Genomic DNA, 25484 nt, shown 5'->3' on the forward strand with positions numbered 1-25484 from the left:
ACATTCTGAATTTACTCTTGGTAGCGGGGTCGGAGGCGAGAGCCGACGCCCCCGCCCCGTTCGCGCCGCCGTGGCTCCCCTCTCTCTCTTAGGAGAGGGGCCGGGGGTGAGGCCCGCCCACTTCGCCAAGAACCTTACCTTTGCTTACCTAAACCCTCCTACTCAATTCCATGTCGCAGGACGCCCCGCTCACCCAGAACGCTACCCCCGAAACCGCCGCCGCGCAGGCCCCCAAAAGCCTGGCAGAGCTGAAACAGATTGCCGCGCAGGTGCGCCGCGACATCGTGCGCATGGTGCACGCCGTGAACTCCGGCCACCCCGGCGGCTCGCTGGGCTGCACCGATCTGCTGGTGGCGCTCTATTTCCGCATCATGAAGCACGACCCCAGCTTCAACATGCATGGCGACAACGAAGACCTGTTTTTCCTGTCGAACGGCCACATCTCGCCGGTGTTCTACTCGGTGCTGGCCCGCTCGGGCTACTTCCCGGTGAGCGAGCTGAGCACGTTCCGCAAGCTGAACTCGCGCCTGCAGGGCCACCCCGCCACCCACGAGCACCTGCCCGGCATCCGCATTGCTTCCGGCTCTTTGGGTCAGGGCCTGAGCGTGGCCATTGGGGCCGCGCAGGCCAAAAAGCTGAACGGCGACCCGCGCCGCGTGTACGTGCTGATGGGCGACGGCGAGCTGGAAGAAGGCCAGGTGTGGGAAGCGGCCATGTATGCCCCCCACCACAAAGTTGACAACCTCATTGCCATCGTGGACCGCAACGGCCAGCAGATCGACGGCAGCACCGACGAAATCGGGGGCTTGGGCAACCTGCGGGCCAAGTTCGAAGCCTTCGGCTGGCGCGTGCTCGAAGCCGACGGCAACCAGTTTGAAACCCTACTCCCGGCCCTCGAAGAAGCCAACGCCCTCTGCGGCCAGGGCGTGCCCGTGCTGCTGCTGATGGACACCCAGATGGGCTACGGCGTGGATTATATGATGGGCACCCACAAATGGCACGGCACTGCTCCCAACGACGAGCAGCTCGAAAAAGCCCTCCAGCAGCTGCTGGTAGAAACCTACGGCGACTACTAAATCACGGCGTCCGCTGATTCGGCACCAAGTGCGCAGAGTCGGTTCTGTTGCTTTTCTATTCTCCCCAAAAAAAGCCCGTCGTCTGGCTCCCCCTCTCCCCAAGGAGAGGGGGCTGGGGGGTGAGGCCCCACGTATGCGCCGCCTGCTACTAACGCTGTGCAGTTTCCTGTTCCTGGCCTTCGGGCCGGGCCAGGCATTGCGCGCCCAGAACGCCGAGCCGGAGAAGCCCCGCACCACCCGCATCCTGTTCGTGCTGGATGCCTCCGGCTCGATGATGGCCCCGTGGGAAGGTCGCCCGCGCTGGGACGTGGCCCGCGGCCTGCTCTCGAAGATGGTGGATTCGCTCAATGCTTACCCCAATCTGCAGCTGGGCCTGCGGGCCTACGGCCACCAGCACCCCAACTCCGAGAACAACTGCGAGGATTCCCGGCTGGAAGTGCCCTTCGCGCCCAAAAATGCCAAAGCCATCAAGGCTCGGCTTAGCACGCTCAAGGCGCAGGGCAACACGCCCATCACCTACTCCATTCTGCAGGCCGCCAGCGACTTTCCGCCCGACAAGACTTCCCGCAACGTGCTGATTCTGATTACCGACGGCCTCGAATCGTGCAAGGGCGACCCGTGCGCTACCTCGGTGGCGCTGCAGCGCAAGCACGTTTTTCTGCGGCCGTTCATCATCGGCTTGGGCGCGGAGCGGGACTTTGGCAAGCAGCTCGAATGCCTGGGCCAGTACTACAACGCGGCCGACGTGAACACCTTCCGCACCATTCTCGACAACGTCATTTCCCAGACGCTCACCAAAACCACCGTCAGCGTGAACCTAACCGACGAAAACGGCCGGCCGGTGGAAAGCAACGTGAACATGACGTTTGTGAACAACGTGACCGAGACGCCGGAGTACAACTACGTGCACTACCGCGACGCCCAGGGCAAAGCCGACGTGCTCGACATCGACGCGCTGCAGAGCTATGATCTGGTTATCAACACCGTGCCGCCGGTGCGCCAGCCGAACCTGCCCATCCGGCCCGGCAAGGCCAACGTGCTGACCTACAAAACGCCCCAGGGCACGCTCAGCCTGCAGTCGCCGAACATTTCGCCCAACCCCTACGGTAAGGTAGAGGCCGTGGTGCGGGCCGCCGGCAACCCGGCCACGGTTGTCAGTCTGCCCTTCGGCACGAAGCAGAAGCTGCTGGCCGGCAACTACGAGGTGGAACTGCTCACGCTGCCCCGCATCGTGCGCCGCATCAGCATCCGGCAGGGCCAGGAAACCGCCGTGGCCTACGACGCCCCCGGCGCCCTGAACATCGTGACGGATCTGAAGGGCTACGGCAGCATCTATAAGTTGAACAACGACGAGTCGCAGACCTGGGTGTACAATCTGCCCGAAGGCAGCAGCAAGCTCACGCTGCCCATGCAGCCCGGCGCGTACCGGCTGGTGTTCCGCACCAAAACGGCGACGGGCAGTAAGTTTACGGATGTGCGCAATTTCACCATTCGCTCCGGGCAGACCAGCTCGGTGAGCATGTTCGGCAAGTAGAATGCAAAACGAAATAGTCTGTCATCCTGAGCCTGCGAAGGACCTTCCTCTGATAACCTAGAAACCATTTTCAACACACCAAGCATAAAACCTGTCATCCTGAGCAAAGCGAAGGACCTTCCTCCCCTACCCCACAAAGTCCTTTTCAACGCTCCCAACTAAATGTTCGCGCATTGCTACTACGTCAATATCGTCACGAACCCCGCCAAAACTTCGGTTTACACGGGCGTAACCAACGACATCCGGCGCCGCATTCAGGAGCATTTTGGTAACCGCGGCAACCCGAACACCTTTGCCGGCCGCTACTTTTGCTACAACCTGGTTTATTATCAGCCCTTTGAGCACATCGACGGCGCCATTGCTCGCGAGAAGGAAATAAAAGGCTGGACGCGGGCCAAAAAAGATGCTTTGATTGAGCTTGATAATCCGCAGTGGCTGACCTTGAATTATGCGGAGTTGTGAAGCAGCATTGAACAGAGCTTTTCACTTATCAGAGGAAGGTCCTTTCAGAGGAAGGTCCTTCGCTCTGCTTCGCTGCACTCAGGATGACAGTTTAAACAACGACAAACCCAAGTCCCCAAGACCCCAAATGAAAGATTTCCCTTACACCGAATCAAAAGACACCCGCTCCGGCTTTGGCGTGGGTTTGCACGAGCTGGGCAAAACCAATCCCAACGTAGTGGCCCTCACCGCCGACCTCACCGGCTCGCTCAAAATGGATGCCTTCAAGAAGGATTTTCCCGAGCGGTTTTTCCAGGTCGGCATTGCCGAGGCCAACATGATGGGCCTCGCAGCGGGCCTGACCATCGGCGGCAAAATCCCCTTCACGGGCACCTTCGCCAACTTCAGCACCGGCCGCGTGTATGACCAGATCCGCCAGAGCATTGCCTATTCGGGCAAAAACGTGAAGATCTGCGCCTCCCACGCCGGCCTCACGCTGGGCGAGGACGGCGCCACCCACCAGATCCTGGAAGACCTGGGCATGATGAAGATGCTGCCCCACATGGCCGTCATCAACCCCTGCGACTTCAACCAGACCAAAGCCGCCACCATCGCCATTGCCGACTACGAAGGCCCCGTGTACCTGCGCTTCGGCCGCCCCGTAGTCCCCAACTTCACGCCCGCCGACCAGAAGTTCGAAATCGGCAAAGCCGTAATGCTGAACGAAGGGGCCGACGTGAGCATCTTCGCCACCGGCCACTTGGTCTGGAAAGCCATCCTGGCCGGCAAGATCCTGGCTGAGAAAGGCATCGACGCCGAAATCATCAACATCCACACCATCAAGCCCCTCGATGCCCAGGCCATCCTGGCCTCGGCCCGCAAGACGCGCTGCGTAGTCTCGGCCGAGGAGCACCAGATGAACGGCGGCCTCGGCGACTCCATCGCCCAGCTGCTGGCCCGCGAGGAGCCCCTGCCCCTGGAAATGGTGGCCGTCAACGACTCCTTCGGCGAGTCCGGCACCCCGGATCAGCTTATGGAGAAATATGGCCTGATGGAAAATGACATCGTGAAAGCCGTGGAGAAAGTGATGGCGCGGAAGGCGAAGTAGGTTGCTTTAGTCACGAAAAAGGTCCGTCGAAGCAATTGCTTCGACGGACCTTTTTGTATATGCAGCTTGGAGGAATTCAGCAATTATTCTAGATCATTGCCATAAATCATGGCAATGATGAATGGAATAGTAACCAAGGCAGAAATAATGAGCGCTTTCCATATTTTCTTGGGCTTAAAATTTTGATGCATATGTTTTTGAAAAAAATATTCAGACAGAAAAGCTCCGCCAATTCCATTAAATATATAAGTGAGGCTCGAACTTGAGTTTGGAAGTGAGTTCAGCGCAAAAATACCTAGTACGGTATAGAGACTCGCGAATAGCAAAACCAGCTTTGCCTCATATTTCTTATCTAAATCCCGTAAGTTTTGATAAAGCAACACGCCTCCAAATATGGTTGAAAAGAAGATGGAGAATCCCCAGATAGCCCTTTTAGAGTAAAGGCGTGGCAATGCCTCCTCGGTTTCGGGCTCCAACAATAAAGCTTCGTTATTTTGCGCGTACATCCGTATTCAGGTTATGTAGATGGTGTCATATTTTCCTCACCCTTTATCTGTCGGGCTGCTATTCCACCTTTATAGAGCAGCATAATCAGAAGGAATCGGAGAAACAATCCAGCCGTACCTGGAGGACGACCGTCATCTCCAATATTGACGAACATGAATACAACATCAAGCACCATGAGCCCAATAGCAGTAAAAAAAGGCAAGGCTGCATTTTTTGTTTTGGCCCACCAAGCTAAGCCTAAGTAAATCAATCCAATAAATACGGTCCCGTATCCGAGACCTATTTTTTGGAGAACCTGCACATTGACAATATCTGCCACCAAGCCCAGCCCTATATTTAAGCCAGCCACGATCAACAGGGTATAGAGAGCCTGCCGCACCCGATAGCGGGGATGAGTGGCACTGCCTTGCAAAGGCTTACCATCCAATAGCAATTCGAGTTCCTCCTGGTTTAGCTGTCGCCGAAGTTGGGCGCTGAGCACGCGCCCGTCTGATAGTGTATAGGAAGCTCCCTTCTTCAACTCGCTACGACCAGCTACCTGCACGAGTGTCTCATCGTCTTTGCTGATAGTAAAATTTTTCCAAAAAAAGCCCCATTTGAGGGTAATTGGCTCTTGTTCAGCAGAGTCAAGGTAATAAGTTTTTGTAGGCATGAAGCAAGTATGATTAAAAGTTGGAATGAGTAGCGGACACAATATTGCTGAAAATAAATCGATTTTTGAGTAGTAAAACCGGCTTCCGGGCCCCTGATTTGTCATTCGCTTGTGCAATGCAACACGATTCTTTAGACGTATTTTGAGCACTTATTTAAACCTTGGCTATCCCTCTGCCTCCAACCTCCAACCCCGCCGCTCCTAACCCCGCTCCCTGCTTGGAAGACCAGGAAATCCTCGCCAAGTTCGCCGACCCGGCCAGCCGCAACGTGGCCTTCAACCAGCTCGTGCGCAAGTACCAGCAGAAGGTGTACTGGCACGTGCGCAAGATGGTCATCGACCACGACGATGCCGACGACCTGACCCAGGACACGTTTGTGAAGGTGTGGAACCACCTGGGCAACTTCCGCCAGGATGCCTCGCTCTACACCTGGATTTACCGCATTGCCACCAACGAGTGCCTCAACTTCCTGAGCAGCAAGCGCCGCAAGTTCTTCCTGCCTCTCAACGACGTGGGCGCCGAGCTCTCGGCCAAAGTGGAAGCTGACCCCGGCCTGGCCGGCGACGAAATCGAGCTGCGCCTGCAGAAAGCCATCCTGCGCCTGCCCGACAAGCAGCGACTAGTGTTCAACATGCGCTACTACGACGAGACGCCCTACGAGCAGATGGCCGAAATAACCGGCACCAGCGTGGGGGCGTTGAAGGCCTCGTATCATCACGCGGTGAAAAAAGTGGAGCAATACGTCAACGAAGAATCTCACCACGATTAAACCCGGCGGCCCCGGCCGCATCTTAGCTGTATGAAAACTCCTTTCCACCTCGACGAGCATCCGCGCCGGCCCCAGCCGCTGGCCGGGCCGCCCGCGGGCTACTTCGACCGGCTCCCGATGCAGATCATGGCCCGCGTGCAGCCCAGCGCGCCCCGCGAGTCGACCGCGCCGGGCTGGCTGACGGCGCTTTCTATGCCGCTGCGCACGGCGCTGGCTTCGGTGGTGGTGCTGGGGGGCTTTACGGTCAGCTTCCTGCTCAGCCCCACGGCCACTGCTCCCGCCAAGGCGGTGGCGCTGGCTCAGGTGCCGGAAACCGAAATGGTGCAGTACCTGCTGGCCAGCGACACCCGCGTTTCCCTCACCGACCTGGCCGACCTCGCGGCCACCGACCGCGCCCTGACCAACACCTACCTGCAAGCCTCGCCCAACGAGTTGCAGGATGCCCTGGATGCCCAACCCACCGACGAAATCTATCTATAGCCTTTATTTTTCAACCCTTTTGCCTTCTCTCCCCATGAAATACCTGCTTCACAGCCTGTTGGCCCTTCTTCTGCTCACTGCTTCCGCTGGCTCGGCGGCGGCCCAGGGTGGCCGGGGCGGTGGCCGACAAGACCGCCTGAGCCAGCTCGAAAACGCCAAAATCGCCTACCTCACCGATAAAATCTCGCTGAGCCAGGACCAGGCCCAGAAGTTCTGGCCCGTCTACAACGACTTCACCGACAAGCGCCGCGACATCAATAAGCGGATGCGCCTGCTGCGCATGGATAACGCCGATGGCCTCACCGATCAGCAGATCAAGGATAACCTGACCCAGGCCCTGGCCCTGCGCCAGAGCGAGGTAAATCTGGAAAAAGAATACTTCGACAAATTCCAGAAAGTGTTGAGCATCCGGCAGGTGGGCAAGCTGTTTCAGGCCGAGCGGCAGTTCACGAAGGAAGTGCTGCGCCGCGTGGCCGGCGGCCGGCCGGGCGGCCCGCCCCTGCCCGGTGCCGACGACTAATCGGCGTTTTTCTTCCGGTATCAAAAGGCTGCTTCGGCAGCCTTTTTTGTTTTACAGTGTTCTCCTAAAGCTCCCGCCCGGCATGCGTACCTTTGCGGCCCAGGGCTGTTTAAAGTTCGGGCGGCAAGAACCAGAGGCTAAAAAGCTAGTTCCCCTCCTTTTTTCAAGGAGGGGTTAGGGGTGGTTCAATCGTTGAACGACTTGTTAGCTCTAGTTTCCTAGTTCTAGCAACCACCCCGCCCTTCGGGCACCCCTCCTTGAAAAAAGGAGGGGAATTAGTTTGCTAGCTCCCAGCTTCTATCACCCAGTTCTTCCACAATGCTTACCCCCCGCCAGCTTTTCCTGCGCCACCAGGCTCAGACCTCCGACACCCCGCTGCTGCTCGAAATTGAGCGGGCCGAAGGCGTGTACATGTATGCCCCCGACGGCCGCCGCTACCTCGATTTGATTTCCGGCATCGGGGTGAGCAACGTGGGGCACCGCCACCCGCGGGTGGTACAGGCCATTAAGGACCAAGTGGATAAATACCTGCACCTGATGGTGTACGGCGAGCTGGTGCAGGCCCCGCCGGCTGCGCTGGCCCAGGCCCTGCACGAAACGTTGCCCGCGCACCTCGATAACGTGTATTTCACCAATTCCGGCACTGAGGCCATCGAAGGGGCGCTGAAGCTGGCCAAGCGTCACACCGGCCGCACCGAGCTGATTTCCTGCCACAATGCCTACCACGGCTCCACCCACGGCGCGCTGTCCATCACCGGCTCCGAGGACTTCCGGCAGAGCTTCCGCCCGCTGCTGCCCGATGTGCGCCACATTCACTTCAACGACTTAGCCGATCTGGCATTAATCACCACGCGCACCGCCGCCGTCATCATCGAAACGGTGCAGGGCGAGGCTGGCGTGCGGGTAGCCGCGCCGGGCTATCTACCCGCGTTGCGCCAGCGCTGCACCGAAACGGGCACCCTGCTAATTCTGGACGAGATTCAGTGCGGATTCGGGCGTACGGGCTCGTTCTGGGCCTTCGAACAGTTCGGCCTCACCCCCGATATTCTGGTGTGCGCCAAGGGAATGGGCGGCGGCATGCCCATTGGCGCGTTCATTTCCTCGCAGCACATCATGGCGGGTTTCAAGAGCCAGCCGGTGCTGGGCCACTGCACCACATTTGGCGGCCATCCGGTGTCGTGCGCGGCTTCGCTGGCCACGCTGCGCGTGATTCAGGACGAAAACCTACTGGCGGAGGTGCACGAAAAAGCCGCCCGGTTTCGGCGGCTCCTGCGGCATCCGGCTATCCGCGCCGTGCGCGGCCATGGCCTGCTGATGGCGGTAGAATTCGATTCCTACGCGGTGCTAAAGCCCATCATCGACCGGGCGCTGGAGCACGAGGGCATTCTGACGGACTGGTTCCTCTTCTGCGACAACTCCCTGCGCCTGGCCCCACCCCTCACCATCTCCAACGCCGAAATCGACGAAGCCTGCGCGGCGCTATTGCGGGCTGTTGAGTTTGTGACGAGTGAGCAAGTGACGCGTTGAATAGAAAAGAACGGCAGGCTGAGCGAAGTCGAAGCATATCTACCGCTTCGTTGCAATACTATTGATTAACGTTGCAGTAGAGATGCTTCGACAAGCTCAGCATGACCCGTTCTTGTAAACCTGAAAATGGGTTACCCTACAGCCCCGGGCCGTGGCCGTCTTTCTGGAAGTTCAGAAATGCCTGGCTCTCTTCTTTGATCTGCTCGCGGGGCAGGCCGTCTTTCACGCCCATTGAAATCTTGCGCACCAGCACGCCCACAATGGCTTTGCGGAAGCCCAGCTTTTCGGCCATATCAATGCAGAAGTCCATTTCCAGGTCGTCTACCACGCCGTCGGCCAGCATCATGTCCACGAGGTCAAAAATCTGGTCGAAGCGCTCCGAGTCATTGTCGGGAATGACCAGGTTGACGCTGGCGGAGTTGGCTATTACGCTCTTTATCTCGTCGGAGCGCATCCCGTTTTTCTTCCCTACCGTCATAATGAAAGTCATTTCCCGCTCGTCAATGTGCCCGTCGGCTTTGGCCAGGGCCGCCAGATTGGTGAGGTGACTTTTCACTTTCTTGGTTTGCTCGTTTTCAAAAAAGCCAAACATAGGGCGTGATGCTTAAGAGGGGGTGGGAAATAGGCGGGGAAGCGGGCAGCAACGCTGCGAAATGGGTTGGCAGGGGCTGTTAAGATAGCAGCTACCGCGGTATCATCCAATACGACGTTTTAAAAAAAACAGCCAGCCAGCCCCGGCCACGCCGCCGCTAATGCACCTTGCGGGCTTTGATTTTGCCCAGGATTCCGCACCTTTGCCTGCTTCATTCGGAACTGATTCTGACTACCTGAAAATATGATGAAACGCATTGCAGTTTTCACCAGCGGCGGCGATTCGCCGGGCATGAACGCCTGCATCCGGGCGGTGGTGCGCACGGCTGTATACCACGGCATTGAGGTGTATGGCATCATGCGGGGCTACAGCGGCATGATTAACGGCGAGTTTGTGAAGCTCGACTCGGCCTCCGTATCCAATACGGTGCAGAAGGGCGGCACCATTCTCAAATCGGCCCGCAGCCAGAAATTCCTGACTAAAGAAGGCCGGCAGCAGGCGTTCGACCAATTGGTAAACAACGGCATCGACGGGCTGGTGGCCATTGGCGGCAACGGCACGTTCACCGGGGCAATGCTCTTCGAGCAGGAATTCGGCATTCCGACGGTGGGCGCGCCCGGCACCATCGACAACGACCTCTACGGCACCGACTACACCATTGGCTACGACACGGCCGTGAACACGGCTCTGGAGGCCATCGACAAGATCCGCGACACGGCCGACTCGCACGACCGCTGCTTTTTCATTGAAGTGATGGGCCGCGACTCGGGCTACATTGCCATTCCGTGCGCCATTGGCGGCGGGGCCGAAATTGTGATGATTCCGGAAACGCAGATGAGTACCGATGCCGTGATTGACACGCTGCGGGCGGGCTGGAAGCGCTCCAAAACGTCGTTTATCGTCATTGTGGCCGAGGGTGAAGAGGAAGGCAGCGCCACCATTGTAGCCTCCAAAGTGAAGGAAGCCATTCCCGAGCTGGATACCCGCGTCACCATCATCGGGCACGTGCAGCGCGGCGGCTCCCCCACCGCCGCTGACCGCCTGCTGGGCTCCCAGATCGGTATTGCGGCCGTAGAGGGCCTCATGAACGGCATGCGCAACGTGATGGCCGGCATCGTGGACCGCAAGCTGGTTTACACGCCGTTTACGGACACGATTCACAAGAAAAAGCTTATCAATCAGAGCTTTATGCGTATGGTGGAGATTCTAAGCGTGTAACCCTGTCATTGCGAGGAGGCACGACGAAGCAATCCGTCCTGTACAATGAACCGAGCTTTGTGAAAGCAGAAAGCCCTGACGTATGCGTGCGTCAGGGCTTTGTGGTGAAAAAGAGCTTTCAACATTTCAGAGGACGGATTGCTTCGTCGTACCTCCTCGCAATGACAGTCAGCCTAACTTCACCTCTTCATACGCCGCGTCGCGGCGGAGCCAGCTTAGCTGGCGCTTGGCGTAGTGGCGCGTGTTGCGCTTGAGCAGGCGCACGGCTTCGGGCCAGTCGTGGAGGCCGTCGAGGTAGTCGAAGATTTCCTGGTAGCCCACAGTTTGCAGCGCATTGTGGTGGCGGTAGGGCAGCAGAGCTTGCACCTCGGCCAGCAGGCCGGCTTCCAGCATGTGCTCCACGCGCTGGTCGATGCGCTGATACAACACCTCCCGCTCCCGTGTGAGGGCCACTTTGCGGATGGCAAACGGGCGCGAAACGGCGGTCTTATCGGTGTGGAAGCTGGAAAACGGCTGGCCGGTGCCCCTGGTCACTTCCAGCGCCCGTAGCACCCGCTGGTGGTTCTGCCGGTCGATGCGGCCGTGGGTTACCGGGTCGAGGCGCGCCAGCTCGGCCACCAGCGGCCCCAGCCCGTGCGCCGCCAGCTCCTGCTGCAGCTGGGCCCGAATTTCGTGGTTGGCAGTCGGCATATCATCCAGCCCTTCCGTGACGGCCTGCAGGTAGAGGCCCGAGCCGCCGGTGAGAATGACGAGCGGGTGTTTTTCAATTAGCTTGCTAAGCAAAGCCAGACAATCTACCTCGAAGCGGCCGGCGTTGTATGCTTCCGTAATGCTGTGCGAATCAATGAAATGGTGGGGCACGCCCTGCATTTCGGCGGCCGTGGGCTTGGCCGTACCGATGCTCAGCTCCCGGAAAAACTGCCGCGAGTCGGCCGACACGATTTCGGTGCCGTAATGCTGGGCCAATTGCACGCACAGGGCGGTTTTGCCCACGGCGGTGGGGCCGGCTACCACCAGCAGCGTGGGGCCTTCGAGTGGCAGGTCAAATAACTGATTCTGATTCATGCGGGAATGGAATGCGGGGCGAGTAGCTCGCCGTAGAGGGCCAGCAGCTGCTTTTCCTCATGCTGCCAGCTCAGCTCCCGGCGGGCGCGGCGGCAGTTCTGAGCCAGCTGATGGTAGCGGGCGGGCTCATCGCGGAGCAGGCGGTTGAGGGCGGCGGCCAGGGCTTCGGGCGTAAGGGCCACTACTTCGGCCACATCGTACTGGTCGTTAAGGACGCGGTACTCGGGAAAATCGACGATAAGCTGCGGAATGCCGGCATGCAGGTAGTCGAAGAACTTGTTGGCCAGCGAGTAATAATAGCTCAGCCCCTGGTTTTCGAGCAGCATGATGCCCACGGCCGCGTGGCGCGTCACCTCGCGCAGCGCCGCGGGCAGCACGAAACCCCGAAACTCGACCTGGCCCGTAGCCAGCAGCCCCAGCGCTACGGCCCGCTCTCGCAGCGCCGCCGACAGGTCGCCTTCGCCGCAAATCACCAGCCGGCCGGCCACCTGGGGCATGGCTTCCAGCAGCGCCTCCAGCCCCCGGCCCGCGTTCAGCGCCCCCTGGTACAGAATATAGCCGCCGGGCGGCGCGGCGGCCGGGGCGGGCGGCAGCTCCTGCTCTTCCAGCCGGCTGATGTTGCGAATAACTGAAAAAGGCCGGCCGTAGCGCTGCTCAAACACCCGCGCCAGCGCCGGCCCCACGGTGTAGGCCCGCGCCGCCCGCGGCACAATGAGCCGCTCGATGGCCAGCCACACGCGCCGGATGCCGGGCCGCGCCACCACCTCGGGCACCTCCGTAAACAGCTCGTGGGCATCATACACAAAGGGCTGGCCGGCCAAGCACGCCCGCAGCCACACGGGCAGCGCCGTATCCAGGTCGATGGCGCACCAGAGGCTGGCTTTTTGGGTAAGCAGATAGAAAAACAGCCGCAGGCTAAACTCCAGATAGAACAGCTTGCCCTTCGTGAAATAGCAGCGCAGCCGGTGCTGACGGTAGCTTTGGGGCGTGAGCGGCCGCGACGTGGGCCACTCGCGGCCCACCAGCAGCACCGGGTAGCCGTGGGCCGCCAAACTGCCGCAGATGCGCTGCATCCGCTGGTCGTAGTTCAGATCGGTGGTCACGGTGAAGAGCAGTGGGTACATATAAAGCAGTGGAAGCTACCGCACTTGCGCCGGACGGCGGGAAAAAGCCGGATTGTCTGGGATATTTTTGACAAATTTAAGGAGTTAAAACGCGTGTGCTGTCTGAGGGCCTTCCCAGCGGGCCATTGCACCCGGCTCATATCCCCTTATCTGATGCCTGTTCGCCCTGTTCCTCCGGCTGCCGCTGCTACGGAAGTCGCTCCGACCTCCTCCGCAGATTTTTACCGCGCCCTGTTCGATGAGGCCTACGATGCCATCCTGCTCTACGACGAGCACGGCACGCTGCTGGACTGCAACCAGACGGCCGTACGGTTGCTGCACACCACCCGCGCCCAGCTGCTGCACGATGGCCTGATGGCCTACAACGTGCCCCCGGCCGACGAAAACCAGGATCATCTGCTGTCGGAGCAGATGCTGCGCGAGGCGCTGCTGCACACGGCCCGCACGGGCGAGCAGTTTTCGAAGGTGTGGTATGGGCAGCACGCCGATAAGCAGCGCTTTGATGGCTGGGTGACGCTGCACCGCCTGATGCTGCCCGAGGGCCTGGTGCGCGTGCAGCTCACCATCCGCGACGTGACGCAGGGCTACCGCCGCCACGCCGCCACCGCCCTCGACCGCAGCCAGCAGCAGCTGCGCGACCTGCTCAGCCGCACCAACCTGAGCTACGTGCTGGTTGACCGGGAGGGGCTTATTCTGGATGTCAATGACTTTTTCCTCGACTACACGGAGTATACCCGCCAGGAAGTGCTGGGCCGGCAATACCAGGAGCTGTTTGCGCCGCCGGCCGAGCGGGCCACGCTGCAGCAGGCCTTTCTGAAAAGCATTGCCGAAGAGCGGCTGCAGGATTTTTATGAGCGCACCCTGATTACCAAGTCGGGGCAGGCGCGCATGATCAACTGGCACGCCGAATTTTCCCGCGACTTCGACGGCAAGATTACGGGCATCCTGGTGGTAGGCCGCGACTTCACCGACCGCCACCTCGCGGCCCGCGCCCTCACCGACAACCGCACCCGCCTTCAGGACTTTCTCGACAACGCCCACGACCTGATTCAGAACCTGAGCATCGACAACCGCTTCCTGTTCGTGAACAAGGCGTGGAAGGAGAAGCTGGGCTACGACGACGACGACCTGCCCCACCTGACCCTCGGCGACGTGGTGCACCCCTACTACAAGGCCAAGCTGCTCTACCAGCTGCGCAACCTGTATAAGGGCGAAAAGGTGAACAAGCTCGAAACCGTGTTTCTGACCAAAACCGGCAAGCCCGTACACCTGATCGGCTCCATCAGCTGCTCCTGGCAGAACGACGAGCCCGTGAGCACCCGCGCCATTCTGCACGACATCACCGACCGTATCAAGGCCGAGCGGCTGCAGAAGGTGTACTACAGCATTGCCAACCTGGCCATTAGCTCCAAAGATCTGCACTCCCTCTACGGGGCCATCCACCGGGAGCTGAGCAAAATCATTGAAACCAACAACTTCTTCATTGCCCTCTGCGACGAGGAGCGCACCCAGCTGCAGTTCGCGTATTTCGTCGATCAGAACACGCCCGGCGAGCAGGGGCTGGTGTCGCGGCCGTTTTCGTCGGGGGTTTCCGAGTACATCATCCGCACCGGGCGGCCCCAGTTTCTGCTGCGGCCCGAGCTGGAGGAGCTTATTGCCAACGGCACCATCACGGCCTACGGGCTGATGCCGGAGGTGATGCTGTGCTCGCCGCTGAGCATCGGCGAGCGGATCATCGGCGTGATTACGGTGCAGGACTACCACCGCGCCGATGCCTACTCGGCCGGCGATATTGAGATTCTGCACTTTATCTCCAACCAGGTGGCCCTGGCCATTGAGCGCAAGGGCAACGAGGTCAAGATTCAGAAGCAGAACGCGCGCCTGAACGCCATCTTCGAGAGCGGCTCGCACCTGATGTGGTCTGTGGACACGCACTCGCGCCTCACTTCCTTCAACCGCAACTACTCGGCTTACTTTCTGCGCCGCAACGGCGTGTATCCCACGCTGAACGTGAACCTGTGGCAGGCCGACCTGGGCATGATGGAGGATGAGGCCCGCGAGCTGTTCGTGGAAAACTACCGGCGCGCGTTTCAGGGGCAGCCGCAGCGCTTCGAGGTGCGCCTGCGCGATGCCCGCGGGCAGGATACGTGGCGCGAAATCTACCTCAACCCGATTTACCTCGACGACGGCTCGTTTGAGGAAATCTCGGGCATGGCCCACGACATCACGGACAAGAAACGCTCGCAGCTGGAGCTGGCGGCCCAGGAAGAGAAATTCCGGGCCATCTTCGAGTCGTTTCAGGATATGTACTACCGCTCCGACGCGCGCGGCCAGCTCACGCTTATCAGCCCGTCGGTGTTCGATATCATGGGCTACACGCCGGAAGAGGTGATGGGTCAGCCGCTTACCCGTTTTTACAAGCACCCCGAAGACCGGATGCGGCTGCTGGAAGAGCTGCGTCAGAACAACGGCACGGCCCGCAACTTCGAGTCGATGCTGGTGCACAAGGACGGCCACGTGCTGAACGTGCTGGTGAATGCGCGGGCCATGTATGATGAGCAGGGCAACCTGTTGGGCACCGAAGGCATTGCCCGCGACATTACGGAGCTAATGCAGATGCAGGACGACCTGCGCCGCGCCAAAGACGAGGCCGAGGCCTCGCTGCACGCCAAAACCCAGTTTCTGGCCAACATGAGCCACGAGCTGCGCACGCCCATGAACGGCATCATCGGCATGATTGATCTACTGCACCAGACCGTGTCGAGCGAGGAGCAGGAAGACTACGTGGATACGCTGCGCAAGTCCTCGGACGCGCTGCTGTCCATTCTGAACGACATTCTGGACCTGTCCAAGATTCAGGCCGGCAAGCTCCAGCTCAGCGAAACGGGCGTTGACCTGCACTATACGCTGGAGAAAATCTACTCGCTGTTTGCCAACCGCGCCAACCAGAAAAAGCTCAAGTTCTCCTACCACATCACGCCCCACACGCCGCACTTCATCATCACCGATGAAACGCGGCTGCTCCAGATTCTGAGCAACTTAACCTCCAACGCCATTAAGTTCACCTCCCAGGGCACGGTGAGCATCGTGGTATCGTCGGTGAGCACCGATGGGCAGGAACACGTGCTGCGCTTCGCGGTGCAGGACTCGGGCATCGGCATTTCGGCCGCCAACGAGAAGCTGCTGTTCACCAATTTTACCCAGCTCGATACCACACCCACCAAGTCGTTTGGCGGCACGGGCCTGGGCCTGGCCATCAGCAAGCAGCTGGCCGAGCTGCTGGGCGGCGAAATCGGGATTTTCTCGAACGAGGGCGACGGCTCCACGTTCTGGTTCACAATGCGCTGCCGCGAGGCCTTCAACGCCGAGGAAATCGTGCAGGAGCGGCAGGCCTCGCGGGAGCGCAGCCAGGAAGTGGTGCGCTTCGAGTCCAGCCCGCGCGTACTGCTGGTCGATGACAACCTGATCAACCAGAAAGTGGCCACCCGCCTGCTCGACAAGCTGGGCTGCCAGATCGACGTGGCCGGCGACGGGTTCGAGGCCATCAGCAAGGCCACCAATCCGGAGGCGCACTACGAGTTGATTTTCATGGATATTCAGATGCCGGAAATGGACGGCGTGACGGCTATGCTTGAAATCCGGCGGCGGCTGGGCCGGCTCTGCCCGCCCATCGTGGCCATGACGGCTTACTCCATGAAGGAAGATGCCGAGCGGTTTGTGCAGCAGGGCATGGACGATTACGTGTCGAAGCCCGTGAAGTCGCAGGCGCTGTATACGGTGCTGCGGCGCTGGACCGGAGCCACCGAGCGCATGGCCACGCTACACCTCACCCCGGCCGCCGAGTCCGCCCCCGCCGCCGAGCCGGATGCCGCCGAGCCGGCCGCCTTGGCCCCGCCCCCGGCGCTGTCCGAACCAGAGCAGGCCGCGCTGATTGACCCGGATATTCTGGAGCAGCTGCGGCAGCTGGGCGGCTCCGATTTCGCGGCCCAGCTCTACACTGACTTCGAGCACGAAGCCCGCCAGCTGCTGGACGAGGCCCAGGCGCTGGTGCAGGCCGGGCAATACGAGCAGATTTTGCCACATTTGCACCAACTCAAGGGAACTGGCTTTACTTTAGGTCTGAATTCGCTGGCCGGCTGCGCCAAACTGCTGGAGCACGAGTTGAAAGAAGGCCAGATGCAGCACGCGGAAGCGAATTTTCAGCTGCTGCTGCGTTACTTTGCCCAGTTCACCGCCGTATATCCCACCGTGGTCAGCCCCACCTGACTGCCGCTTGCTTTCTCACTTCCCTCCCTCACCTCTCTCTGACCCTCACACAAACTTTCTTTCCCATGGCCGATTCCAAAACGATTCTGATTGCCGAGGATAGCTCCGTCATTCTGAACCTGACCAAGAAAATTCTGGAGCTGCAAAAGTACCGCATTGTATCGGCCAAAAACGGGGGCGAGGTTATCAAGCAGATTGAAAGCCAGCCGATTGACTGCGTGCTGATGGACATCAACATTCCGGTGAAAGACGGCATGGAATGCACCCGCGAAATTCGCCGCAACGCCGATCCGCGCATTGCCGCCATTCCCATTATTGCCATCACCGGCAACGCCAACAACTACTCCATGGAGCAGTTCCGCGAGGCCGGCGTGACCGACTACCTGCCCAAACCCCTCGATTTCGACGCCCTGGTGCGGGTAGTAAAGCAGTACGTGGGCTAAATAATTATGAATTTTGAATGCTGAATTATGAATTGGGGGCGATTCAATGCCGTACCTCCGATTCATAATTCACTATTCAATTCTCAATGTGTTGGAATTTTGATCTGCCGGTAGCTGCTGTCGCTGCGGGACAGAAATTAATTCATGATTCAACATTCAGGATTCATAATTCCAACGAAGTGCAGATAACTTTTCTCGGCACCGGCACGTCGCAAGGGGTGCCCATGATTGGCTGCCATTGCCCCGTGTGCCGTTCCCTGGACTACCGCGACAAGCGGCTGCGCGTGTCGGTGCATATTCAGACGCAGGGCAAAAGCCTGATCATCGACTCCGGCCCCGACTTTCGGCAGCAGGTGCTGCGCGAGCGAATCGACCACCTCGATGCGCTCATCTTCACCCACGAGCACAAGGACCACACGGCCGGCATGGACGACATCCGGGCCTACAACTTCCGGCAGCAGCAGGATATGCCCGTGTATGCCGAGCCGCGGGTGCTGGAGCAGCTCAAGCGCGAATACGCCTACATCTTCGCCGAAAACAAGTATCCGGGCGTGCCGAAGGTGCAGACCATGCCCATTGTGAGCGACACGGACGTGTTTATGGTGGAGGGCGTAACGGTGCAGCCCATCCGGGCGCTGCACTACAAGCTGCCGGTGCTGGGCTTCCGCATCGGCAATTTCACCTACATCACCGATGCCAACTACCTCTCACCGGAGTCGCTGGACTTGGTGCGAGGCTCAGAGGTGGTGGTGCTGAACGCGCTGCGGCACGAGCAGCACATTTCGCACTTTTCCTTGCAGGAAGCCGTGGACATTCTCACCGAGCTGGCCCCGCGCCGCGGCTACCTCACCCACATCGGCCACCAGCTGGGCCGCCACCACGACGTGGAAGCCACACTGCCGGATTTCGTGCGCCTGGCGTACGACGGACTGCGGGTGGAGGTGGCGTAGCGGGCAGGCTTAGTTGGTGGCCGATGTAGGCTTCAGCACGCGCAGCCGCACGGAAATATCTTTGATGCCGGGCTGGTCGCAGCCGGGCTTCACATCCCATTTGGTGTAGTAAACCACGTAGCGCTGGCCATTGGCCCGCACGCTGATCGTGTCAATCCAGGTGGGGTTGTAGTTTCGGGGTTGGTTGGCGGGCAGCTTCACCTGCTGCGACTGGCCTTGCGCGTCGGTTATGGTCAGCGTGGGGTCCACGAAGTTGGGCACGAAGCAGCAAATCACATCTTTGGGGCAGAAGCTGTACTGCATAGCTGAAACTGCTACCGTCAGCTCGGGGTTCGTGGCGGCGGGCAGCGTGGCCTGTTGGCGGTAGCTCAGGGCGAAATCCTGGTTGAAGGCAGTCGTGATGGAAGCGGGTATCACGTCGTTTTCGCGGTCGGCTTTTTCGCAGGCCAGCAGGCTCAGGCTCAAGGCGGAAAGGAGTAGGTGTTTCTTCATTTTCGCAGAATTTTAAGGAATGAGAGCAGGCAGCAGTCAGTTTGGTATTGGTTGGAGCATATTTGCCGGCTGATGGTTGCACTCCGTGCGCCCGTTTTTCTATTTCCGTATTTACGCGCCGTCATTCGGCTGAACCAAGCGGCAGCGCCTAAACACGGACGAAAGCTTGCGGCTTGTGGCTCAACTCTCCCATGCACAACAACTATTACTTTCTGCGCCAGCTGGCCCCGGCTCTCACGCAGGCGCTGGCTGGCTTTCGGGTGGCGGCGTGCTTCTCGCAGGAAAAAGATGAGCTGGTTGTCGGGCTGACTAAAGGCGAGGAAGAATTCTGGCTGAAGGCCCAGCTTTCGGCGGCCTTCCCCCTGCTGGCGTTGCCGGAAACCTTCAACCGCGCCCGCGCCAACTCTGTGGACCTGCTGCCCGACCTGCTGGGCAAAGTGGTGATGCGGGCCAGCGTATTTCTGGACGACCGGGTGCTCCAGCTGCATTTTCAGGGCGATGCTACGCTGCTCTTCAAGCTCTACGGGCCGCGCCCAAACGCCATTTTCCGCCCCGCCCCCGATGCGCCGGCCCAGCTCTTCCACGCGCGCTACCTGGCCGATGCCGAACTGGCCCCCGCGCCCACCGCGCCGCCCGCCGACCCGCAAAACCCGCTCCGCCAGTACCCCGCCCTCGGCGACCTGCCCCCGCGCTACCTCCGTGCCCACGGCTACGACGCGGCCGATGCTGCCACGCGCTACCAACTGGTGCATGACGTGGTAGCGCAGCTGGAAAACCCCGCCCATTTCTACCTGACGGCCATCGAAGGCAAAACCCGCCTGAGTCTGCTGCCGCTGGGCGAGATTGAGCAGACGCTGCCACCCGATGCCATTGCCGCGTTGCGCCTGTTCGTGCGCCTCACGCTGGGCCGGCGGGCCTACGAAACTGAGCTGCGCCAAGTGCGCCAGCAGCTGGAAAAGCGGGCCGACGAGGCTACCACCAGCGCCGCCCACGCCCGCGCGCGCCTGCACGCGCTGGAGCATACCGTGGGCTACCGCCAGACCGCCGACCTGATTATGGCCAATCTGAGTCACATTCCAGCCGGCGCGGCCACGGTGGAAGTGCTGGACTTTTACCAGGACGATAAGCCGCGCGTCATCAAGCTGAAGCCCACCGAAACGCCCCAGCGCACGGCCCAGAACCTGTACCGCAAGGCTAAAAACCAGCAACTGGAAACCCGGGAGCTGCGGGAGCGCAGCGAGCGGCGCGAGGCCGAAGCTTTCTGGTGCCTGGAGCGGCTCGAGGAGCTGGCCGGCATCACCGAATTGCGCGCCCTGCGCGCCTGGCGCAAAACCCACGACCTGCTGCCCGCCACCAAGGCCCAAGAAGCTACCGGGCTGCCCTTCAAGGTGTTTACCGACTCCGGCTTCACCATTCTGGTAGGCCGCAACGCCCAGAACAACGACCTCCTCACCCAGCGCTACGCCCACAAAGACGACCTCTGGCTGCACGCCAAGGACGTGACCGGCTCCCACGTAGTGATAAAGCACAAGGCCGACCAGCCCACGCCGGAGCCGGTGGTAGAGCGGGCCGCGCAGCTGGCGGCCTGGTATTCACGCCGCAAAAACGACTCGCTGTGCCCCGTCACCGTTACACCCAAAAAGTTCGTGCGCAAGCGCAAGGGCGCCATTGCCGGGCAGGTGGTGGTGGAGCGCGAGCGGGTGGTGCTGGTGGTGCCCGCCAACCCCTTTGAACGCAGCAGCGGGGAGGCCCAGCCGTAGCTACACCTCCCCGCTTTTTGGCTGCAGCGCCAAATCAGATTTACACCTGCACGGCTTTTGTTTCCAGCACCTTATCCGGCGTGATGGGCAGGCTGCGGATGCGCTTGCCAGTGGCGTGAAACACGGCATTGGCCACGGCGGCGGATACGCCCACCATCGAAATTTCGCCGATGCCCTTCACGCCCATGGCATTGATGTAGGGGTCATGCTCTTCCACGAATTCCACCGTCATGTCCGGAATGTCGGCGTTGACGGGTATGTGGTAATCAGCGAGGCTGGCATTGGTGTAGCGGGCGTAGTTCGGGTCGCGCACGGTGCCTTCCATCAGGGCCGCGCCGATGCCGAAGATGCTGCCGCCGATGATCTGGGAGCGGGCGGTTTTGGCGTTTAGAATGCGGCCAGCACCGTGCACGCTCACCCAGCGCGTGACGCGCACGGTGCCCAGCTCGGGGTCCACTTTCACCTCGCAGAAGTGCGCTCCGAACGAGTGCATGGAGTGGTGCGCCGCCTCGTCCTTTTTGGTGGGGTCGGCGTTGGCGGCGGCCTGAGCATCTTCGTAGCCGCTGCCGTAGCGGCCCTGGCCGTTGCCTTCCACGTCAGTCATCTCGGCCCGCTTCATCAGAGCACCAAACTCCTCCCCTTTCTGCGGATTGCCTTTGAGCTGCAGACGGCCCTGCTTCACCTCCACATCGGCGGGCTTGGCGCGGTATAGCGGCGACTTTTTATCCAGCACCGCCACCTTGATTAGCTTCTGCCACACATCCTGCACGGCCATATATACCGACGACGACACCGTACCGGCCGCCACCGAGCCACCTGAGTTGGGAGCCGTGGGCAGGCGGGTGTCGCCCAGTTCGAAGCGCACTTTGTCCATGGGCAGGCCCAGGGCATCGGCGGCCACCTGGGTCATCACGGTGTAGGTGCCGGTGCCCAGATCGGTAGCGCCGGCCTGCACCACGGCGTGGCCGTCGGCGTAGAGGCGGGCGCGGGCCGTGCCCTGCGAGTTGTGGACCGGGTAGCTGGCCGTGGCCATACCCCAGCCCACCAGCAGGCGGCCATCGCGGGTAGCCCCGGCCTTGGGGTTGCGCTTGCTCCAGCCAAACAGCTCGGCCCCGCGGGCGTAGCACTGCTTCAGGCTCTTGCTGCTCCAGGGCTGGCCGGTGCTGGGGTCCTTCTCGGCGTAGTTGCGCAGCCGGATTTCAATGGGGTCGATACCGATTTGATAAGCCAGATCATCGAGCGAGCATTCGATGGCGAACGAGCCCGGCGCCTCGCCGGGAGCCCGCGTGAAGGTGGAAGTCATCACATTAGCCCGGGCCAGCTGGTACGAGGACTCAAAGTTCTCGCACGCATACAGCATATTGATAATCTTGCTGTTGGGTTCGGCGTAATTATCCCAGGGCGAGGTGGTGGAGGTTTTCTCGTGGATGAGGGCCGTGAGCTTGCCGTCCTGGGTGGCCCCCACTTTCAGGGTCTGGGTCTGGTCTTCGCGGTGGCCCATGCCGGTGAACATCTGTGGCCGGGTGAGCGAGAGTTTGACGGGGCGGCCCACCGCTTTGGCGGCCTGCACCGTGAGAATGGTGTGCGGCCAGCTGGAGCCCTTGCAGCCAAAGCCGCCACCGATGAACTTCGTCACCACTCGCACCTGCTCGGTGGGCAGGCCCAGCATGGTGCTCAGCGCCTTTTGCGTGCGCGTCACGCCCTGGGTGGCATCATACACCGTCAGCCGGTCGGGGGCCTCCCAGTGGGCGGTGGTAGCGCCGGGCTCCATGGGGTTGTGGTGGTTGATGGCGTGCGTGTATTTGTGCGTGAGCTGCAGCGGGGCCGCCGCGAAGGCCGCCTGCGCGTTGCCGCGCACGGTATGGGCCGGCGTTTTGCCATCCTGCACTTTGGTGGGGTCAAACAGCTCGGCCCGCGGGTCCTCGTAGGATGCCAGCGGCTTTTCAGCAGCCACCTGCACCTTCAGCAGTGCGGCGGCATACTGGGCCCGCTCCAGCGTATCGGCCACCACAATGGCGACGGGCTGGCCGGCGTAGTGAATCTGGTCCGAAGTCAGCGGCATAAAGCCCATGGGGGCCCCAATGGCCTTTTTGCCTTCGGCGTCGTTGGGGGTTTTGGCCAGCTTGGGCAGGTTCTGGTGGGTAAGAATAGCCAGCACGCCCGGCTGCTTCAGCGCGGCACTGGTATCGAAGCCCGTGATGCGGCCTTTGGCCACGTCGCTGGTTTTGAGCACCGCGTGTACCAGGCCCGGCAGGGCGTTGAACTCGGCCGAATACTTGGCCTTGCCGGTTACTTTATCCCGCCCTTCCACGCGGTCCAGCGGCTGGCCTACCACGCCGGCTTTCGGGTTGGTTTCAAAGAATTGTGGTTCGGTATCCATGTTGGTGCTTGGTGCTAGGCGTTACCTAAAAATCGGCTGTCATGCTGAGCTTGTCGAAGCATCTCTATTGCTTCGTCAGTTCTATCCAACAAAGCGTTAGAGATGCTTCGACAAGCTCAGCATGACGTTCTGTTCAACTTCCTGGACAGGCTCTTACCCCGCCACTTTCAGCAGCGCCTGTACCAGCGTATTCTGGGCCAGCTCTATTTTGAAGCGGTTGTCGTCGCGGGGCTGTGCACCGCGCAGAGCAGCGGCGGCGGCGGCCCGGAAGGTAGCCTCGGTAGCCGGCGCGCCGGTAAGCACCTTTTCGGCCTCTGGGCTGCGCCAGGGTTTGGAGCCCACGCCGCCCAGCGCCACCCGCGCCGACCGGATGGTGCCGGCCTGCACATCGAGCCCCACGGCGGCCGAGGCCAAGGCGTAGGCGTAGCTGCTCCGCTCGCGCACCTTCAGGTAAGTAGAGCGGCGGGTATGGGCAGCAGTCGGAATGGTCACGGCCACGATCAGCTCACCGGGCTCCAGCACGGTTTCCCGGTGGGGCGTTTTGCCGGGCAGCAGGTAGAAGTCCGTAACGGGCACGCGGCGCTGCTTGCCCTTCTGGTTTTCCAGCGTGAGCACGGCATCAAACGCGGCCAGCGCCACCGACAGGTCGCCGGGGTAAGCCGTGGCGATGCACGCCTCGGACGTGCCCAGAATGGCCAGGTTATGATTGTCGCCGGTGAGAGCGGGGCAGCCGGAGCCGGGCACGCGCTTGTTGCACGGAAACGCCGCGTCGCGGAAGTAGCCGCAACGAGTGCGCTGCAGAATATTGCCCCCAATGCTGGCCATGTTGCGCAGCTGCGGCGAGGCCGCCAGCAGCAGCGACTCCGACACGGCCGAAAACTGCTGGAGCACCAGCGCATTTTCGCCCACGTCGCTCATGCGCTCCATCGCCCCGATGCGCAGCCCGTCCGCCGTCTGCTCGATGCCCTTGAACGGCAGCATATTGATATCGACCAGCTGCGGATGCTCCTGCAGGTGAGCCTTCATCAGGTCCAACAGCGTGGTGCCGCCGGCAATGTAGGCCGCCGCGGGCTTGTCTTTCAGAATGCCGGTTGCCTCTTTCGCCGTGCTGGCCTGCGTGTAGCTGAAGTTATTCATCTTATCAGTAGTGAGATGGGGGAATAGTGAGATGGTGAGATAGTGAAATAGTGAGTTTGATGTTCAGTTTGCGCCAACTGCGCCACTTGCGCCGCCAAAACATCAAACTCACCATTTCACTATCTCACTATTTCACTTCCGCTGCGCCACTTCGCGTACGGCGGCCACTATGTTGGGGTAAGCGCCGCAGCGGCACAGGTTGCCGCTCATCCACTCTCTGGCCTGGTCGTCGGTTTTGGCGTGGCCTTCCTGCACGCAGGCTACCCCGCTCATAATCTGGCCGGGAGTGCAGTAGCCGCACTGGAAGCCATCGTGCTTCAGGAAAGCCTGCTGCATGGGGTGCAGCTCCTCGCCCTGCCCCAGGCCCTCAATGGTGGTTATTTCCTTGTTCTGGTTCATCACGGCCAGCGTGAGGCAGCTGTTCACGCGGCGGCCATCCACTAGCACCGTGCAGGCCCCGCACTGGCCATGGTCGCAGCCTTTTTTGGTGCCGGTCAGGTCCAGGTTTTCGCGCAGCGCGTCGAGCAGCGTCACGCGGGGCTCGGCCTGAATGGTGCGCACGGTGCCGTTCACTTTCAGCTGCATGGCGGCCACGCCCGCCACCGTTTTGGAAAAAGCGGTGAGGCGCTCGGCCTGACTGATAAGCGGCGGGGCCAGGGCCAGGCCCAGAATGCCACCGGCCTGCTTCATAAAGGTGCGGCGCGAGCCATCGTTGGGCGCGCTGCCGGGCGGCTGGGCGGCCGGGTCGGGCGTAAAGTCGTGGGGCATAACAGACGGGAATTAGCGGTGAGCCGGCCAAAGCGGGCCGCCGGTCTGGCTCTCTACGGCCCACCTCCACAGCCCCACACAAAGCCAACGATATGAAATACTGTTTGGCCGCCAAAAAGTTGGCCGGCCGGGCCTGAAAGCGAGGCCGCCGGGCACAAAAAAAGCGCCGACGAAATCGTCAGCGCTTTTTCCTGCTTCAAGTGGAGCCGCTAGCTTTTCGCCTTAAACTTGTCCTTGCGCGGGCCCATGCCCTGCTGGTGCTTGTGCTGGCGCTCGGTGCGCAGTTGGGCATATTTGGCGTACTGGTCGGCGCTGAGAATCTGCTTGAGCTGGGCCTCGTACCGCTCCCGGTCGGCTTTTCTTTCGGCCTGCATTCCGGCTTTGGTGCCGGCGGCGGCAAATTTGGCGCGGTCGGCCTGCTTTTCCTGGGCTTGCGCCAGGGCCAGCTGCCGCACTTTACCGGCCTGCTCGGGAGTCAGATTCAGGGTTTTGGTGAGGCGGCGCGCCGTATGGTCGGCGTGCTGCTCGGGGGTTTTAGGAGCTTTGGCAACGTGCTCTTTCTTTTCTTTGTGCCGGGCAGCGGGCGCAGTAGTCTGGGCCGAAGCGGCGCTGGCGGAAAAGGCAAAAGCGGCGAGCAAAACAAGCATCTTTTTCATGGCTGCAATGGATAATCG

General features: G+C 60.8%; 23 protein-coding genes. 13 read left to right on the forward strand and 10 right to left on the reverse strand.

Translation table 11 applies throughout. The features are described 5' to 3' along the window. Nucleotides 1–170 precede the first annotated feature (170 nt). The 4 genes from BUB62_RS11820 (at nucleotide 171) to BUB62_RS11835 (ending at nucleotide 4159) form a co-directional block, all read left to right on the forward strand. Nucleotides 171–1076 carry a transketolase gene (locus tag BUB62_RS11820; RefSeq protein WP_084539019.1) on the forward strand — a complete coding sequence of 302 codons (906 nt, stop codon included), beginning with the start codon at nucleotides 171–173 and terminating at the stop codon, nucleotides 1074–1076. Between the two features lie 133 nt (nucleotides 1077–1209). Then, nucleotides 1210–2610, forward strand: coding sequence for a vWA domain-containing protein (locus BUB62_RS11825; RefSeq protein WP_073110345.1), 1401 nt, complete (start codon nucleotides 1210–1212; stop codon nucleotides 2608–2610). Nucleotides 2611–2772: 162 nt separating this feature from the next. Beyond that, nucleotides 2773–3072 carry a GIY-YIG nuclease family protein gene (locus BUB62_RS11830; protein WP_073110348.1) on the forward strand — a complete coding sequence of 100 codons (300 nt, stop codon included), beginning with the start codon at nucleotides 2773–2775 and terminating at the stop codon, nucleotides 3070–3072. A gap of 127 nt (nucleotides 3073–3199) precedes the next feature. Next, nucleotides 3200–4159, forward strand: a complete 960-nt coding sequence (locus BUB62_RS11835) for a transketolase family protein (protein ID WP_073110351.1) — start codon at nucleotides 3200–3202, stop codon at nucleotides 4157–4159. 83 nt (nucleotides 4160–4242) lie between these two features. Here the strand turns inward: BUB62_RS11835 and BUB62_RS11840 are convergent, their stop codons facing one another. Further along, nucleotides 4243–4665 carry a hypothetical protein gene (locus BUB62_RS11840; protein WP_073110354.1) on the reverse strand — a complete coding sequence of 141 codons (423 nt, stop codon included), beginning with the start codon at nucleotides 4663–4665 and terminating at the stop codon, nucleotides 4243–4245. Nucleotides 4666–4676: 11 nt separating this feature from the next. Then, nucleotides 4677–5318 carry a hypothetical protein gene (locus BUB62_RS11845; RefSeq protein ID WP_073110357.1) on the reverse strand — a complete coding sequence of 214 codons (642 nt, stop codon included), beginning with the start codon at nucleotides 5316–5318 and terminating at the stop codon, nucleotides 4677–4679. Nucleotides 5319–5536: 218 nt separating this feature from the next. On the opposite strand from BUB62_RS11845, the gene BUB62_RS11850 reads away from it, so the two are divergent. The 4 genes from BUB62_RS11850 to BUB62_RS11865 all read left to right on the forward strand — a co-directional run bounded on the left by BUB62_RS11850 (nucleotide 5537) and on the right by BUB62_RS11865 (nucleotide 8615). Then, nucleotides 5537–6088 (forward strand): RNA polymerase sigma factor, encoded by a 552-nt coding sequence (locus tag BUB62_RS11850; protein WP_073110360.1) that lies wholly within the window; start codon nucleotides 5537–5539, stop codon nucleotides 6086–6088. A gap of 30 nt (nucleotides 6089–6118) precedes the next feature. Continuing rightward, nucleotides 6119–6568: a hypothetical protein gene (locus BUB62_RS11855; protein ID WP_073110363.1), complete on the forward strand. Its 450-nt coding sequence runs from the start codon at nucleotides 6119–6121 to the stop codon at nucleotides 6566–6568. A 34-nt stretch (nucleotides 6569–6602) separates the two neighbouring features. Next, complete coding sequence (locus tag BUB62_RS11860) at nucleotides 6603–7088, forward strand: hypothetical protein (protein WP_084539020.1); 486 nt, start codon at nucleotides 6603–6605, stop codon at nucleotides 7086–7088. Nucleotides 7089–7406: 318 nt separating this feature from the next. Then, nucleotides 7407–8615: an aspartate aminotransferase family protein gene (locus BUB62_RS11865; RefSeq protein ID WP_073110365.1), complete on the forward strand. Its 1209-nt coding sequence runs from the start codon at nucleotides 7407–7409 to the stop codon at nucleotides 8613–8615. A gap of 136 nt (nucleotides 8616–8751) precedes the next feature. On the opposite strand, the gene BUB62_RS11870 is transcribed toward BUB62_RS11865, so the two are convergent. Further along, nucleotides 8752–9207: a tellurite resistance TerB family protein gene (locus BUB62_RS11870; protein WP_073110367.1), complete on the reverse strand. Its 456-nt coding sequence runs from the start codon at nucleotides 9205–9207 to the stop codon at nucleotides 8752–8754. Nucleotides 9208–9453: 246 nt separating this feature from the next. Here BUB62_RS11870 and pfkA point away from each other — a divergent pair, with 246 nt between their 5' ends. Then, entirely contained in the window at nucleotides 9454–10425 is a 972-nt protein-coding gene (gene pfkA / locus BUB62_RS11875; RefSeq protein ID WP_073110462.1) for a 6-phosphofructokinase, read from the forward strand. A 168-nt stretch (nucleotides 10426–10593) separates the two neighbouring features. Here pfkA and miaA read toward each other — a convergent pair whose 3' ends face one another. Both miaA and BUB62_RS11885 read right to left on the reverse strand, forming a co-directional pair. Continuing rightward, entirely contained in the window at nucleotides 10594–11490 is an 897-nt protein-coding gene (miaA, locus tag BUB62_RS11880) for a tRNA (adenosine(37)-N6)-dimethylallyltransferase MiaA (RefSeq protein WP_073110370.1), read from the reverse strand. Continuing rightward, nucleotides 11487–12614 carry a glycosyltransferase gene (locus tag BUB62_RS11885; RefSeq protein WP_084539021.1) on the reverse strand — a complete coding sequence of 376 codons (1128 nt, stop codon included), beginning with the start codon at nucleotides 12612–12614 and terminating at the stop codon, nucleotides 11487–11489. Before BUB62_RS11885 ends, miaA begins: the two co-directional genes overlap by 4 nt. A 153-nt stretch (nucleotides 12615–12767) precedes the next feature. Here BUB62_RS11885 and BUB62_RS11890 point away from each other — a divergent pair, with 153 nt between their 5' ends. From BUB62_RS11890 to BUB62_RS11900, 3 genes are all read left to right on the forward strand, one after another. Then, nucleotides 12768–16880 carry a PAS domain S-box protein gene (locus BUB62_RS11890; protein WP_073110372.1) on the forward strand — a complete coding sequence of 1371 codons (4113 nt, stop codon included), beginning with the start codon at nucleotides 12768–12770 and terminating at the stop codon, nucleotides 16878–16880. A 65-nt stretch (nucleotides 16881–16945) separates the two neighbouring features. Further along, the gene (locus BUB62_RS11895) at nucleotides 16946–17323 is read left to right on the forward strand and encodes a response regulator (protein ID WP_073110374.1); all 378 of its coding nucleotides are present in this window, start codon (nucleotides 16946–16948) and stop codon (nucleotides 17321–17323) included. Between the two features lie 179 nt (nucleotides 17324–17502). Then, entirely contained in the window at nucleotides 17503–18273 is a 771-nt protein-coding gene (locus tag BUB62_RS11900; protein ID WP_073110376.1) for an MBL fold metallo-hydrolase, read from the forward strand. 9 nt (nucleotides 18274–18282) lie between these two features. Here BUB62_RS11900 and BUB62_RS11905 read toward each other — a convergent pair whose 3' ends face one another. Further along, nucleotides 18283–18765: a hypothetical protein gene (locus BUB62_RS11905; RefSeq protein ID WP_143164133.1), complete on the reverse strand. Its 483-nt coding sequence runs from the start codon at nucleotides 18763–18765 to the stop codon at nucleotides 18283–18285. Nucleotides 18766–18956: 191 nt separating this feature from the next. On the opposite strand from BUB62_RS11905, the gene BUB62_RS11910 reads away from it, so the two are divergent. After that, a complete protein-coding gene (locus BUB62_RS11910) occupies nucleotides 18957–20525 on the forward strand; it encodes an NFACT RNA binding domain-containing protein (protein ID WP_073110381.1) in 1569 nt (522 codons plus the stop codon). Between the two features lie 40 nt (nucleotides 20526–20565). Here the strand turns inward: BUB62_RS11910 and BUB62_RS11915 are convergent, their stop codons facing one another. The 4 genes from BUB62_RS11915 to BUB62_RS11930 all read right to left on the reverse strand — a co-directional run bounded on the left by BUB62_RS11915 (nucleotide 20566) and on the right by BUB62_RS11930 (nucleotide 25466). Beyond that, complete coding sequence (locus tag BUB62_RS11915; RefSeq protein ID WP_073110383.1) at nucleotides 20566–22905, reverse strand: xanthine dehydrogenase family protein molybdopterin-binding subunit; 2340 nt, start codon at nucleotides 22903–22905, stop codon at nucleotides 20566–20568. 153 nt (nucleotides 22906–23058) lie between these two features. After that, a complete protein-coding gene (locus BUB62_RS11920) occupies nucleotides 23059–24042 on the reverse strand; it encodes an FAD binding domain-containing protein (RefSeq protein ID WP_073110385.1) in 984 nt (327 codons plus the stop codon). A gap of 132 nt (nucleotides 24043–24174) precedes the next feature. Next, on the reverse strand, nucleotides 24175–24810 hold the full coding sequence (locus BUB62_RS11925) for a (2Fe-2S)-binding protein (RefSeq protein WP_073110388.1): 636 nt from the start codon (nucleotides 24808–24810) through the stop codon (nucleotides 24175–24177). A 209-nt stretch (nucleotides 24811–25019) separates the two neighbouring features. After that, entirely contained in the window at nucleotides 25020–25466 is a 447-nt protein-coding gene (locus BUB62_RS11930; RefSeq protein WP_073110390.1) for a guided entry of tail-anchored proteins factor 1, read from the reverse strand. Between the last annotated feature and the right edge of the window lie 18 nt (nucleotides 25467–25484).

It is taken from the genome of Hymenobacter daecheongensis DSM 21074, from assembly GCF_900141805.1.
GTDB classification, from domain to species: domain Bacteria; phylum Bacteroidota; class Bacteroidia; order Cytophagales; family Hymenobacteraceae; genus Hymenobacter; species Hymenobacter daecheongensis.

Excerpts from the sequence above, each read along its gene's own strand:
- BUB62_RS11820 (WP_084539019.1), top strand. The coding sequence starts at position 171 with ATGTCGCAGGACGCCCCGCTCACCCAGAACGCTACCCCCGAAACCGCC.
- BUB62_RS11825 (WP_073110345.1), top strand. The coding sequence starts at position 1,210 with ATGCGCCGCCTGCTACTAACGCTGTGCAGTTTCCTGTTCCTGGCCTTC.
- BUB62_RS11830 (WP_073110348.1), top strand. The coding sequence starts at position 2,773 with ATGTTCGCGCATTGCTACTACGTCAATATCGTCACGAACCCCGCCAAA.
- BUB62_RS11835 (WP_073110351.1), top strand. The coding sequence starts at position 3,200 with ATGAAAGATTTCCCTTACACCGAATCAAAAGACACCCGCTCCGGCTTT.
- BUB62_RS11840 (WP_073110354.1), bottom strand. The coding sequence starts at position 4,665 with ATGTACGCGCAAAATAACGAAGCTTTATTGTTGGAGCCCGAAACCGAG.
- BUB62_RS11845 (WP_073110357.1), bottom strand. The coding sequence starts at position 5,318 with ATGCCTACAAAAACTTATTACCTTGACTCTGCTGAACAAGAGCCAATT.
- BUB62_RS11855 (WP_073110363.1), top strand. The coding sequence starts at position 6,119 with ATGAAAACTCCTTTCCACCTCGACGAGCATCCGCGCCGGCCCCAGCCG.
- BUB62_RS11860 (WP_084539020.1), top strand. The coding sequence starts at position 6,603 with ATGAAATACCTGCTTCACAGCCTGTTGGCCCTTCTTCTGCTCACTGCT.
- BUB62_RS11865 (WP_073110365.1), top strand. The coding sequence starts at position 7,407 with ATGCTTACCCCCCGCCAGCTTTTCCTGCGCCACCAGGCTCAGACCTCC.
- BUB62_RS11870 (WP_073110367.1), bottom strand. The coding sequence starts at position 9,207 with ATGTTTGGCTTTTTTGAAAACGAGCAAACCAAGAAAGTGAAAAGTCAC.
- pfkA (WP_073110462.1), top strand. The coding sequence starts at position 9,454 with ATGAAACGCATTGCAGTTTTCACCAGCGGCGGCGATTCGCCGGGCATG.
- miaA (WP_073110370.1), bottom strand. The coding sequence starts at position 11,490 with ATGAATCAGAATCAGTTATTTGACCTGCCACTCGAAGGCCCCACGCTG.
- BUB62_RS11885 (WP_084539021.1), bottom strand. The coding sequence starts at position 12,614 with ATGTACCCACTGCTCTTCACCGTGACCACCGATCTGAACTACGACCAG.
- BUB62_RS11890 (WP_073110372.1), top strand. The coding sequence starts at position 12,768 with ATGCCTGTTCGCCCTGTTCCTCCGGCTGCCGCTGCTACGGAAGTCGCT.
- BUB62_RS11895 (WP_073110374.1), top strand. The coding sequence starts at position 16,946 with ATGGCCGATTCCAAAACGATTCTGATTGCCGAGGATAGCTCCGTCATT.
- BUB62_RS11905 (WP_143164133.1), bottom strand. The coding sequence starts at position 18,765 with ATGAAGAAACACCTACTCCTTTCCGCCTTGAGCCTGAGCCTGCTGGCC.
- BUB62_RS11910 (WP_073110381.1), top strand. The coding sequence starts at position 18,957 with ATGCACAACAACTATTACTTTCTGCGCCAGCTGGCCCCGGCTCTCACG.
- BUB62_RS11915 (WP_073110383.1), bottom strand. The coding sequence starts at position 22,905 with ATGGATACCGAACCACAATTCTTTGAAACCAACCCGAAAGCCGGCGTG.
- BUB62_RS11920 (WP_073110385.1), bottom strand. The coding sequence starts at position 24,042 with ATGAATAACTTCAGCTACACGCAGGCCAGCACGGCGAAAGAGGCAACC.
- BUB62_RS11925 (WP_073110388.1), bottom strand. The coding sequence starts at position 24,810 with ATGCCCCACGACTTTACGCCCGACCCGGCCGCCCAGCCGCCCGGCAGC.
- BUB62_RS11930 (WP_073110390.1), bottom strand. The coding sequence starts at position 25,466 with ATGAAAAAGATGCTTGTTTTGCTCGCCGCTTTTGCCTTTTCCGCCAGC.